At 51.5% G+C, this 12,299-nt stretch carries 10 protein-coding genes; 8 read left to right on the forward strand and 2 right to left on the reverse strand.

The features are described from left to right. The first annotated feature begins 579 nt into the window (after positions 1 to 579). The 7 genes from DFER_RS01475 to DFER_RS01505 all read left to right on the forward strand — a co-directional run bounded on the left by DFER_RS01475 (position 580) and on the right by DFER_RS01505 (position 10,177). The gene (locus DFER_RS01475) at positions 580 to 3,744 is read left to right on the forward strand and encodes a SusC/RagA family TonB-linked outer membrane protein (RefSeq protein WP_041734626.1); all 3,165 of its coding nucleotides are present in this window, start codon (positions 580 to 582) and stop codon (positions 3,742 to 3,744) included. 10 nt (positions 3,745 to 3,754) lie between these two features. Further along, on the forward strand, positions 3,755 to 5,635 hold the full coding sequence (locus DFER_RS01480; protein WP_012779919.1) for a RagB/SusD family nutrient uptake outer membrane protein: 1,881 nt from the start codon (positions 3,755 to 3,757) through the stop codon (positions 5,633 to 5,635). A gap of 267 nt (positions 5,636 to 5,902) precedes the next feature. Continuing rightward, entirely contained in the window at positions 5,903 to 6,238 is a 336-nt protein-coding gene (locus DFER_RS01485; RefSeq protein WP_012779920.1) for a hypothetical protein, read from the forward strand. A 113-nt stretch (positions 6,239 to 6,351) separates the two neighbouring features. After that, the gene (locus DFER_RS01490; protein WP_041734628.1) at positions 6,352 to 8,070 is read left to right on the forward strand and encodes a PQQ-dependent sugar dehydrogenase; all 1,719 of its coding nucleotides are present in this window, start codon (positions 6,352 to 6,354) and stop codon (positions 8,068 to 8,070) included. A 105-nt stretch (positions 8,071 to 8,175) separates the two neighbouring features. Then, a complete protein-coding gene (locus tag DFER_RS01495; RefSeq protein ID WP_012779922.1) occupies positions 8,176 to 8,538 on the forward strand; it encodes a hypothetical protein in 363 nt (120 codons plus the stop codon). Positions 8,539 to 8,571: 33 nt separating this feature from the next. Further along, positions 8,572 to 9,276: a hypothetical protein gene (locus DFER_RS01500; RefSeq protein WP_012779923.1), complete on the forward strand. Its 705-nt coding sequence runs from the start codon at positions 8,572 to 8,574 to the stop codon at positions 9,274 to 9,276. A 10-nt stretch (positions 9,277 to 9,286) separates the two neighbouring features. Further along, a complete protein-coding gene (locus DFER_RS01505; RefSeq protein ID WP_012779924.1) occupies positions 9,287 to 10,177 on the forward strand; it encodes a hypothetical protein in 891 nt (296 codons plus the stop codon). On the opposite strand, the gene DFER_RS01510 is transcribed toward DFER_RS01505, so the two are convergent. Further along, the gene (locus DFER_RS01510) at positions 10,178 to 10,903 is read right to left on the reverse strand and encodes an esterase family protein (RefSeq protein ID WP_012779925.1); all 726 of its coding nucleotides are present in this window, start codon (positions 10,901 to 10,903) and stop codon (positions 10,178 to 10,180) included. It lies immediately after the preceding gene. 14 nt (positions 10,904 to 10,917) lie between these two features. After that, the gene (locus tag DFER_RS01515; protein WP_012779926.1) at positions 10,918 to 11,541 is read right to left on the reverse strand and encodes a GDSL-type esterase/lipase family protein; all 624 of its coding nucleotides are present in this window, start codon (positions 11,539 to 11,541) and stop codon (positions 10,918 to 10,920) included. A 232-nt stretch (positions 11,542 to 11,773) separates the two neighbouring features. Between DFER_RS01515 and DFER_RS01520 the strand changes: the two genes are divergently transcribed. Beyond that, positions 11,774 to 12,199, forward strand: coding sequence for a hypothetical protein (locus DFER_RS01520; RefSeq protein ID WP_012779927.1), 426 nt, complete (start codon positions 11,774 to 11,776; stop codon positions 12,197 to 12,199). Positions 12,200 to 12,299 lie beyond the last annotated feature (100 nt).

The raw sequence follows: 12,299 nt of genomic DNA on the forward strand, positions 1-12,299 counted from the left end.
TTCGCGTCTGGCAAAAATCAGGTTAGTTTCGGCAAAATTGGTATTATTATCTCATCAAAGACCGTTTCCAACGAATGGAAGCGGTTTTTTGTTTTGTGTCCAACTAGTTTCCATTACTGCGCACCGCTTACTGCTATACGTCAAGTAACTAGTGGTTATTTTCCAAGAAAACATAGTCAGAAAGCAGGAATGCTTGTTTATGTAAATAATTTCATATCTTTTTGTACATCCGGTTACTCACATTGCCTACCTCGGTATTGCCGGAGCAAGAAATATAACATTTTCCAGTTTAGCCTCCCATTTAAGTATAAGTAAATCGCCAATCGGTTACGAGCGATTTTGTTAAAATAGGACTTTAAAGATTATTAGTAAGATAAATTGTGTATGGTAGACACTTCTCTGACTTGTTGAAAAACAAGGGCTTATGCATGGAACCCGGTTTGTAATATCTTTTCATTTTTTTATAATTTTTTTAACTATCTACTATCTATCTATACTTAATCTATGAGGATTTCTGAACGGGAAAAGTACCGTAGCCTAACGCGGTATTTTTACTCCCTTCTGTTGACCCTGTTGGTCATGACCGGTGCATACGCTCAGGATGTAACGGTGAAGGGAAAAGTGAATGATGAGCAAGGGCAGGGGTTGCCCGGGGTGAGTATCCTGGTAAAAGGGACCTCCGCAGGGACGGTCACCGACATCGAAGGTAACTACACAGTGAATGCGCCGGGTACGGCAACGCTCGTATTTTCGTTCATCGGCTACATTACGCAGGAGATTCCACTGGCCAACAAAACGAGCCTGGACGTGAAGATGTTGGCAGATACCAAAGCGCTCGACGAGGTCGTGGTTGTGGGTTATGGTACTGCTAAAAAAGCAACCCTTACCGGTTCGGTGACGGCCGTGAAAGGTGCTGAACTGCAAAAAGCGCCTTCAACCAACCTTTCCAACACATTGGGAGGCCGGTTGCCGGGTGTTTCGGCGGTGCAGGCGAGCGGCGAGCCCGGCTATGATGGCTCGGCGATCCGCATCCGCGGTACCAACTCCCTGGGTAACAGCAATGCGCTCATCGTGGTGGATGGTGTGCCCAACCGTTCCGGTGGTCTGGACCGTCTGAACCCTGCCGACATCGAGAGTATTTCGGTACTGAAAGATGCGGCGGCGGCGATTTACGGTTCGCGTGCGGGTAACGGGGTAATCCTCATTACCACCAAACGCGGAAAAAGCGGCAAGCCACAGCTTTCGTACGACCTGAACCTCGGTATTGCACAGCCTACACGTATTCCTCAAATGTCGAACGCGGCGGAATATGCCACGATCCGCAATGAATTGCAGATCTACGATAACCTGCCGGTAAGCCAGTGGGGCGGTGCATTGCAAGGCTTCAACACCAACGGTGCCTACACCCGCACCGACAATGGCAATGTGCTGAATGCGGTATTTACCCCGACCGACCTTCAAAAATTCCGCAGCGGGACCGATCCGCTCACGCACCCGAACACCGACTGGTACGGTTCGGTGATCCGCAACTGGTCGCCGCAGCAGCGCCACAACCTGCAATTGACCGGCGGTAGCGAGAACATCAAATACCTTGCGTCATTGGGTTATATCAACCAGGAGGGTAACTATGTAAACTCTGCGACCGGTTACAAGCAATACGACATGCGTGTGAACCTGGACACGAAGATCAACAAATATGTTACTGCCAACCTCGGCGTAGTGTTGCGCGAAGAGTTCCGCCGCTTCCCGAACGGCGGTGGCGCAGGCGACATTTTCCGTATGCTCATGCGCGGTAAGCCTACCGAAATCGCGATCTGGCCGGATGGCCGTCCTGGTCCCGACATCGAAAACGGACAGAACCCGGCGGTAATCACGACCAACACGACCGGTTACAACCACGACAAACGCGACTACATCCAGACCAACGGTTCACTGGACATCCAGATTCCGGGTGTGGAAGGCCTGAAAGTGACGGCAATGGCCGCTATTGACAAGCAGATCCGTCGCCAGAAATCGTTCCAGAAGCCCTGGACGCTTTATAACTGGGACAAACGCAGCTACGAAGCCGACGGTGTAACACCGGTACTCACAGGCGCAATCCGTTCGACATTCAACGATCCCCGCCTCACCGAAACTTCTTCACAGGAGCTTTCGATCCAGCTTACCGGCCAGGCTTCCTACGAGAAGACATTCGGCTCGCACAATTTCAATGCGATGGTAGGTATCCAGCGCGAAACAGTGGATGCTGACGGTTTCTTCGCATTCCGCCGCTACTTCATCTCTCCGGTTGTTGACCAGCTTTTCGCAGGTGGTACGCCCGAGCAGAACATCGGTAACTCCGGCACCAACAACGGTGATTTGTTCAAAAGAGCGCGTTTGAGCTACTTTGGTCGCGTGGGATACAACTATAAGGAGAAATACCTGGCAGAGTTCCTGTGGCGTGCGGATGGTTCGTATGTATTCCCGAAACAGGGCCGCTTCGGATTCTTCCCGGGTGTGTCGGCGGGCTGGCGTATTTCCGAAGAGGACTTCTGGAAAAACAATATCCGCTTCGTGAACAACGTGAAGCTGCGTGCATCGTGGGGCCAGATGGGTGCAGAGCCTTATCTGCTCGGTACCGAAACATTGGCGGAATACCAATACCTGAACACGATGGGCTTCGGAACCTACATTCTCAACGATCAGGTTGTGAAGACTTTGCTTGAAACCCGTGTTGCCAACAACCAATTCACCTGGGAGGTGGCCAACAACAGCAACTTCGGTATCGAAGGTACATTGTGGAAAGATCGCATTGCATTTGAGATCGACTACTTCATCAATAACCGTTCGAACATCCTGATCCCGAAAACAGGTTCTACGCCTTCTACGGCGGGTATCGATGGCAAGCTTCCTCCCGAAAACCTCGGAAAGCTGCAAAACAAAGGGTTTGAATTCAAGGTGAGCTACGATGGCAGCGTCGACAACTTTACTTACTCGGTAGGTGTGAATGGTGGTTATGCCAAAAACACGATCAAATACTGGAACGAAACACCGGGTGTGCCTTCTTACCAGTTTACAACCGGACGTCCGTACCAGGCATTCCTGGCTTACCAGTACGACGGCGTGTTCCGCGATCAGGCGGAGATCGATGCCAACACGATCGACTACTCCGGTATCACGGGTACGCTGCGTCCGGGCGATATGAAGTTCAAGGACGTGAGCGGCGATGGCAAGATCACGAAGGATGATATGGTACGGTCGGAAAAGACCAACCGTCCGCAATTCACCGGTGGTGTGAACATCAACCTCGGCTACAAGGCATTCGACCTGTCGATCCTGTTCCAGGGTGCTGCGGGAGGTTTGCAATATGTAGGACAGACCGAGTCGGGTGACATTGGTAACTACCTGAAATACGCTTACGACAACCGTTGGACAATCGACAACCCAAGCTCGACAGACCCACGCCTTGCTAACCGTAACAATACGTATTATACCAACCTCACCAATGCGGACTCACCAGGTGCCAACACCTATTACCTGAAAAGCAATAATTACCTGCGTTTGAAAAACATCGAACTGGGTTATAACCTGCCTTCGGAACTGGGCTCGAAAATCGGCGTGAGCAACCTGCGCGTGTATGTGAACGGTTTGAACCTGTTCACGATCGACAAGATCAAGATCTGGGACCCGGAAGCAACTTCGACCAACGGACAATACTATCCGCAGTCGCGAGTTCTTAATGCAGGTGTACGTGTAACTTTCTAAGACTAAAAAAATGAAACTGAGTTATAAAAATTGGATTTTTCTGGCGGCGCTGGCAACAACCGGGCTGGTGTCGTGTGACACTGACTTTCTGGATGTAACGCCGCCCACCGAAATCCCGACCGAAGAGGTTTGGAAAGACGGTGCCCTGGCCGAAGGTTTTGTGACGGGCATTTACCAGGGATTGCAGCAGGGCGGATTCAGCGAGCAAATGCTGGCGTCGCTCACTGATGAGGCTGTATTTACCCACACAGGCCGCAATATCAACACGATCAACGAAGGAAGTTTGAGCCCTTCCAACCTGGGCTGGGTGGATGATACCTACGGATGGAGCCCGATGTACTCCCGCATCCGCGCCACTAACCAGGCGATCCAGGAGCTGCCGACTTCGACTTTCGCGGATCAAACCCTGAAAGACCGATTGAAAGGCGAGGCGCACTTCCTGCGTGCATATTACTACCAGCAGCTTCTCCGCTACTACGGCTCCGTTCCGCTCATCACGAAAGTATACGAGCTGAACGAGGACTATTCAGTGCCTCGTAACACATGGGAAGAATGTGTGAACTTCATTGCGGCCGACTGCGACAGCGCTGCTGCATTGCTGAAAGGCAAAACCGAGCAGAAAGGCCGTGCTACGGAAGTGGCTGCATTGGCATTGAAATCACGCGTGCTGCTTTACGCTGCGAGCGACCTGCACGATGTGGCTACCGCAAAAGCAAAATCTGCTGTGCTGGCCGGGTATACCAATCCTGAATTCTTCGGCTACACTTCCGGCGACCGAAAGGCGCGCTGGCAGGCTGCGCAAACTGCTGCTAAGGCTGCAATGGATGCCAAAGCAGGTTATAAACTGAACCTGACCGCGCCGGTAACACCTGAGCAAGGCAAGATCAACTACATTTCAATCGCGATGGCGGGTTACAGCGCCGACAAGTCTCTCGACGCTGCCGGCGGTGAGGATGTGATCTTCGGACGTTATTTCACGCCGAGCCAAACCTCCGACGGTGCACGTCAGACCGGTTTGAACAACGGTCCGAACGGCTACCACAACTGGGCGGGTAACACGCCGATAGGCTTGCTGGTGGACGACTACGAAATGATGGACGGAACGAAGTTCTCGTGGACCAACCCGACCCACAAAGCCAGCCCGTATGTGAACCGCGACCCGCGTTTCTATGCAACGGTCATGTACGACGGTGCGCCCTGGAAGCCACGTCCATCCGACGCGAAAGACCCTGCTAACCAGATCCAAACCGGCTCATACGACCTGTTGGATGACAAAGGGGCGCTCTTCAACCGCAAAGGACTGGATACCCGCAGCAGCACGATCGAAGACTGGAACGGAAGCCGCACAGGCTATTACATGCGCAAGTTCATCGACCCGAACCCTGCATTGTATGACAACACCGACCGCCAGAACATCCCTTGGCCGTTCATCCGCGTAACCGAGGTGGCGTTCAACTACATCGAGGCGAGCATCGAGCTTGGCCAGGATGCGGTAGCGCTTGACCTGCTGAACAAAATCCGTTTCCGCGCCGGGATGCCTGCATTGAAAGTTTCAGGCACTGCATTGCGTGATGCTTACCGTCACGAAAGACGCATTGAAATGGCCTACGAAGAGCAGCGCTACCACGATGCACGCCGCTGGATGATCGCGCCTACCACACTGGGCCGTCCGTTGCAATTCATCACCGTGATCGGCAAATTCAAGCCAGGCAAGTCGATGAGGGAGCCGTACCACTACGATCCGACCGTGTACGACTATACTTACACGCCGACGGAGGACAAATCGCACGAAAACCGCACTTGGGTGGATAAAATGTACTTCCGCCCATTCAGCCGCGATGAAATAAACCGTAATGCGAAGCTGGTTCAGAACCCGGGCTACGATAAGTAATCCGACCTGAATTTCAGTCCCAAACTGCCCGCGCTATCAGTGCGGGCAGTTTTCGTTTATGAGGGTTTTTTTAGACAAAATCCTACAAAACGTGGAGTTTGGTAAACACCAGTGAATTAGTAGAATATTTATAAATTATTGATAATGAATTAGTTAAATCTTTTGGCATAGTCCTGTTAGAATATCAGGCAACAGTGCGAATGCACGAGATCTAAAACATTGATACGAGATCTAAAACATTGATAGTTGTCTAAAAAACAAGGATTTATGAAAAAGCTAGTAGTATCGGCATTAGCCCTGACACTTATCTCATTTGCTTCTGTTCAGGCCCAGACGGCCAACCAAAACACCGCCGACCAATCAGCAGATAAACAGGCGACGACGCAGAAAGCAGCCAAAGAAGAGAAGGTAGCCGTAAAAACGGAAGACCTGCCGGAGGGTATCAAAAAGACCATTAAAAGTGACGAGTTTAGCGGCTGGACGGTTAAAAAGGCATTCCTGGTAACCGAGCCGGATAAAGCACAATATTATGAGTTGCAAGTTGCGAATGGCAGTCAGAGTGCCAGGGTAAAACTCGATAAAGACGGAAAAAATGTAGGATAACCATCGTATTCCTTCATGATTCAGTGATCAAGCCGGAGCGATCCGGCTTTTTTTGTTTCCCGGCCGGTCGCTAACTTTGAGGTCGCATTTGAAAATTCCTAACCCATCACTGAATGACCTTAACTTTACGCTTCCTCTGCGGCTCGGCCGTCATTTCATTCTTTTTACTAAACTGCGCAGGCCGAAAGCAGCCTGCCACCGCGTCGGCACAGCTTGCAGGTGCGGATTTGAAGGGTAAAGAATTATTTACAACACATTGCGTGTCTTGTCATGCGATGGAGCAGGAGGAAATCGGGCCGCGGCTTGGCGGCATCACCACCCTGCTTTCGGAGCAGGAACTGATCGCCTTTGTGAAAAATCCTAACCACGCCATTGAAGCGGGTAATGCGCGGGCCGTTAGCCTTTCCAAGCGCTACAAGATGATCATGCCGCCTTTCGATTTTTTGAAAGACGACGAAATCCGCTCGATACTGGCTTACATCGCATCCGAAACGAAACTGCATAACATTGCGCCGCTTGAAGTGAAGACGGACACTGCCGCCGTCGCACGCCTTGCGCAGCCGGTGATCAAAAGCGGTTTGCGCATTGAACTGGAAGATTTTGTGACGATCCCCGCATCGAGCGATAAAATGCCGCGCACGCGCATTGCCAATATGCGCCCGCACCCTTCGAACGACGGCTCGCTTTACATAAGCGACCAGCGCGGCATCATTTACAAAATCCGCGACCGGCAGGTAAGCACATTCCTGGATTTGCGCCCCGACCTCGCGGATTTCGTGAACGAACCGGGCCTCGGCACGGGGCTGGGCAGCTTCGTTTTCCACCCGGAATACCTGAACAATGGATTGATCTACATCACCCACACCGAAGCGCCCAAGGGAAAACCGGCGGACTATTCCTACAATGACTCGATCGAAGTGGCCGTGCAATGGGTGGTTTCGGAATGGAAGATGGACGATGTGACGAGCCCCGCGTTCAAAGGAAGCCGGCGGGAACTGCTCCGCATTAATGTGCCAAGCACCGTTCACGGGACGCAGGACATTGGTTTCAACCCGGATGCCGCGAAGGGCGAAAAGGATTACGGCATGCTGTACATCGGCACCGGCGACGGGGGCTCGACCATCGGCAAGCACCCCGAGCTATGTCACAGCATGCAATCGCTCCTCGGCACGATCATCCGCATTGATCCGCTTGGGAACAATAGTAAAAATGGCCGCTACGGCATTCCGGCTGATAATCCGTTTGTGAATGCAGATGCAGGCGTTTACAAGGAAATTTACGCCTATGGTTTTCGCAATCCGCACCGGCTGGCGTGGCACAAGGGCACGTTGCTGAGCACAGAAGTGGGTGAATCGAATTTCGAAGAAGTGAATGTGATCGTGAAAGGGGGCGATTATGGCTGGAATGTACGGGAGGGCAATTATGCCATTTCTTCCAAAGATCTCAAAAACGTGTATCCGGTACCCGAAACGGACGCCGGCTCGTTCGAAAAGCCATATTTGCAATACGACCATATCGACGGGAACGCGATTAGCGGGGGCTACGTGTACGAGGGCCCGATCGCGGCTTTGAAAGACAAATACATTTTTGGGGACATTGTAAAGGGACGCATTTTTTATGCCAATGTCGATCGGGGCCTTACCGATCATTCGATCTATGAGCTGCTGATCACGCAAGATGGCCGGGAAACCGATCTCGTGAAAATGTCGGGCTCGAAACGCGTGGATGTTCGCATTGAGTACAACCGTTTCACGAAGGAAATGTACCTGATGACTAAAAGCGACGGCAAGGTACGCCGCGTGCGGAATGCCTTCACGATCAATCAGCATTGACAGCGCTAAATAGTTTCAAATAGCCGGTTGATAATCGGATTGTCCTGATGTACGGTGGGCGGTATTTCTTTGCAGCCCTCAGTCAACAATAATCAGACAATTCAAATGGCCAATGTTAAAACAGTGCTCGACCAATGGTCGGTAAGAGATCTCGAAGATAATTCCAGTATAAATGTCCTCGTGGAGAGCTGCACGGAGCTCGGGAACCATGCTCAGCCGGGCGTGCAGATCATGTGCATGGGGCATTTCGTCACCTACGAACCTAATATCGTGGAGCAATGGGCGTACAAGGCCGGCAAGCAGGGTGCTACCGAGTATTTGCTGGACGAGAAGTCGTGGACGCATCACGAAGACCAATACGTAAAATACTTTCTAGTACTCGGCAGCCCGCTTAAAGCGCGCATTACCGTCAAAACGCGTAGCTCGAAGCCGAATACGAGAGACTACGAGCTGCCTTTCGAAGTCTGAGCCGGATCTGTCATTATACACACGCTAATTGCCATGATCAAGCTCGCTTATTTCGCTTTGCTGGGCCTGTTTGCCGTCATTCTGCTGGTGGCGGTTGTTTACTATCTCGTAAAGCCCGCCCCGTCCGGTGACAGTTCGGTGGGGTGGGCGCTCGGGATTTTCTACCTGCTTGGACTGTTTATGATTGTCCTGATAGCCCTGCTATTCTGGAAGAACAAAATCATCGGGGTGGCGGTGCTTTGTATTCCGCTGCTATTTGTTCTGCTGCCGGCCATTCAAAGTGGCGCGCGCGATCTGTACGCCTGGTTTCCGGCGGCAAAAGCCGGGCCGCTGACATTGCACATCGCCAATAACACCCGGGCGCTGGTGAATGTGAAGGTAGAATGCTGGTTTGGAGATCGTGAGGGCTCGCAGCAGTCGCTTTACAAAACGCTGGAATTTACCTCGAAACCGCTGGCCGTGGACCAACATCTGCTATCCGATCACGACACCCGGTTGCTCTCGGAGAAGTCGGCATTCGTTCGCATTGTTTATTTCGAATGCCTGCAACAAAGCGGAAGCGGCTATTCCTACGTACGGGAAATACAGCCTTGTATGCAATTTCAGGATTTGCCGATCGAGCGCTTCCGTACGAAAGATTACCTGGTTACGATCGACGGTGAAAAGAATTCAGAGGCATTCCGGGCTGAGGTAAAGCGGCTGAAATCCGATAGTTTGTATCAAAACGGAGTATTTTAAACTATTTACCATGCAACTCACATTGTCCAAAAGCATCCCGTCGCCACTGAGCACGCATTTGAGATTCGTGCATGTGCTGGAAAGTAAAGGTGCGTTCCTGCTGGCAGACCACAGCAAAGTGGTGCTGCTGAGGTTTGACGGTTCAATGGAGCTCATCGCAAACCTGGACGACCGGGAATATCAGTGGGAGGGAATCGGTGCTGAATTCGCACTGGAAGTTGCGCAGAAAAGGGTGAACGGTTTTAAAATGCTTTCACACAAGGAAAAAGAGCTGTTCGAACAATCCGATGCTTACAAGTCGGCCCGCGACATTCCCGTTGCTACCTATGCCCACGACGGGGCGCTGCTTGTCTTTTCCGGTAAAAACGTTGCGTTGCTTGAATGGCAGGCCGATCAACTCATGGAGTTGAAAAGAATCAAAACCAAAGGCCGTGATCCGATCGCGCGAGCATTGCATCCGGAGGAGAATCTGCTGGTTTACGGAACCAACTATGGTGAATTGTACAGCCAGGCGTTCAGTGAAGAGCGTTTCCTTAAATCAACAAAAGTCGATCAGCTGCCGAATACCTGCTACCAGATCACCTTCACGCCCGACGGGCGGCGCATGTTCGTGGCCGGTCTAGGATTTGTGAAATCATATGGATACGACGACCATGTATTTACACCGGGCGCTTCCATTACCACCGCCGTGCGGTCATTTGAGCTGGTTGAAGATTACCTGGTGCTCAATAAAGGAATGCATGGGCTGGACGTGCTCCGAATCACCGATAAGCCGGAAAGGGTAGCGGCGCTCGACCCGCCTTTTATGACGGACAAAATGTATTATCTGGCACCGCAAAAAACTTTTCTGCTTATTTCCGGCTCCACCAATGAATGGGCGTTGCTCCGCTGGACAGCCTAATTACAAATAAATCTTCACCATCTCCCGCCAATATCGTGGCCGGTGCGCTTCCTCTTCCCAGATGTAAAACTGATGCGGGACGTCAATCCGGTGCAGCGAATCGCTGAGGTGGCGGTTGTTTTCCAGAAAAGAATCCTCTCGGCCAATTACAAGTGTGATTTCAAGTTCTCGCAGCCGTTTTAAAAGCTCCGGGTCCGAAATGCCCGGGACGAAGTGATTAGGCATGTTGAAATAAATGTCCTCGTCGAAATACCCGTCAAACAGGTCGGCGAAGTAGGGGAGCGGCTGGGTAAGGTCGTAGCGGGCGCTCATGCCTACCACTTTGGTGAACATTTCCGGATGCTTCAATGCAATGTTGACCGCGTGATAGCCGCCCAGGCTGCAACCCGCTGCTACGAGCTCCCGGCTCTTATTTTGAATGCGGATAAACGGGATCACCTCTTCCAGAATGTACTTTTCGTACCGAATGTGCCTCGCAATCCGATGCGGCGGCGGCGCTTCGGAATAGAAGCTTTCGCTATCAATGCTGTCGACGCAGTAAACCTGGATTTCACCGGCTTCGATCTTGTGCTTCATCGCATCAATCACCCGCCAGTTCTCGAAGTCGTAGAAATGCGCCGAGCGCGTCGGGAAAAATATCACCGGCATGCCCGCGTGACCAAAAACAAGCATTTCCATAAACCTGTCCAAAGCCGGACTAAACCATTTGTGATACGCCCTTTCCATGACGAAGCGGAATTTTAAGGAGTTTGATGAAGTGTATCCGCCCCGGCGGCGGCATGTATATGCTCACTGATCAATTTCTTCCAAATCGCATAGCCATCCCCACTCAGGTGCAGCCCGTCCGCCTCGAAAAGCGATTTGCGCGGGTAGCCCTGGTAGTTGACCATATGCGGGAAAATATCAATGTAATGCTGCTGCGTGTCTTTCCCGGTTTCCTCGCGGATCAGTTCATTGGCCGTGCGGATGGAATCAATGATTTCCCACCGCTGTATACTTGGCTTGATGGATACGAAAAAGCAGGGAATCGCACCGAAACGGTCACGTACGAGCCGTATCAGCTGCCGGTAGAAGAGCAACACTTCCGTAGGATGCCGCCCGTCGCCCAGGTCATTGTCGCCGGCATAGACGACGAAGCGCTGCGGCGTGGTAACGGTGGTCATAATACGCTCGAAAAACCAGACGCAGGCCGCAAGCGTGGAACCCCCAAAGCCCAGGTTGATCGGCTTCAATTCCGCAAAATCCTGGTACATGCCGGGCCACAGCGTAAAACTCGAACTTCCGTAAAAAACCGTTTCCGGCTCATACTTTAGTGTTGATCGTTCTTTTTCGACTCTTTGTACTTCGTCTTCGTACCAGACCATATTTCCGTATTTTTCGCCAGCTGCTGGGTTAAGGCGTTTGCCTGTAAAAATAAGTATGCCACATTAATATACAGTTAAATAATAGTCACCGGAATGAGAAGAATGGCAATCCAATGGCCCGCATTTTTCCTGAATGTGCTTTACCGGGGAAGAAATGTAATTTTTTATAAGCCGGTTACAACCTTTGTCTCGGCGGGCGGTTCTCTGCATTATATTTCAAAATACTGTTAGCATGAAAAAAATCATCTTACTCGCATTTATGTGCGTCGCTGCGATTGCCTGCGACAAGAAACAGGACAGTTCCCCACAACCCGAGCTAAGTACGACGAGCGTTCCTTACCGCCAGGCCACCACGGTATCAACTGCCGGAAGTGACCTGAAAGTAGAGCTGAAAGAAGTGGCGGACAGCCGCTGCCCGGTCAATGCGAACTGCGTAACCCTGGGAAGCGCGAAACTGACGCTTACCGTGTCCGACGCGTCGAATCAGGTGGATGTGAACCTGGAATTCAAGGGCGATTCCAAAAACAATGTACAGTCATTCAAGCTCAGCGGTGTGGAATATGTGCTGCGCGTCAGCGAAGTGCTTCCTTATCCGGACCTTTCGCAAACACCCAAGCTGGAAGATTACAAGATCGGAGTATCCATCGAAAGAAAGTAATAGATTCAGATTTGGTGTGAAGTGCAGCAAAAGGAGTCAGGATTATCCTGGCTCCTTTTCTCATTTTTGGCCAACCGGCGTTCCGGCGACGCTTTTTGTT

The organism is Dyadobacter fermentans DSM 18053 (assembly GCF_000023125.1).
GTDB lineage: Bacteria > Bacteroidota > Bacteroidia > Cytophagales > Spirosomataceae > Dyadobacter > Dyadobacter fermentans.

Excerpts from the sequence above, each read along its gene's own strand:
- DFER_RS01480 (WP_012779919.1), top strand. The coding sequence starts at position 3,755 with ATGAAACTGAGTTATAAAAATTGGATTTTTCTGGCGGCGCTGGCAACA.
- DFER_RS01490 (WP_041734628.1), top strand. The coding sequence starts at position 6,352 with ATGACCTTAACTTTACGCTTCCTCTGCGGCTCGGCCGTCATTTCATTC.
- DFER_RS01505 (WP_012779924.1), top strand. The coding sequence starts at position 9,287 with ATGCAACTCACATTGTCCAAAAGCATCCCGTCGCCACTGAGCACGCAT.
- DFER_RS01475 (WP_041734626.1), top strand. The coding sequence starts at position 580 with ATGACCGGTGCATACGCTCAGGATGTAACGGTGAAGGGAAAAGTGAAT.
- DFER_RS01510 (WP_012779925.1), bottom strand. The coding sequence starts at position 10,903 with ATGGAAAGGGCGTATCACAAATGGTTTAGTCCGGCTTTGGACAGGTTT.
- DFER_RS01485 (WP_012779920.1), top strand. The coding sequence starts at position 5,903 with ATGAAAAAGCTAGTAGTATCGGCATTAGCCCTGACACTTATCTCATTT.
- DFER_RS01495 (WP_012779922.1), top strand. The coding sequence starts at position 8,176 with ATGGCCAATGTTAAAACAGTGCTCGACCAATGGTCGGTAAGAGATCTC.
- DFER_RS01515 (WP_012779926.1), bottom strand. The coding sequence starts at position 11,541 with ATGGTCTGGTACGAAGACGAAGTACAAAGAGTCGAAAAAGAACGATCA.
- DFER_RS01500 (WP_012779923.1), top strand. The coding sequence starts at position 8,572 with ATGATCAAGCTCGCTTATTTCGCTTTGCTGGGCCTGTTTGCCGTCATT.
- DFER_RS01520 (WP_012779927.1), top strand. The coding sequence starts at position 11,774 with ATGAAAAAAATCATCTTACTCGCATTTATGTGCGTCGCTGCGATTGCC.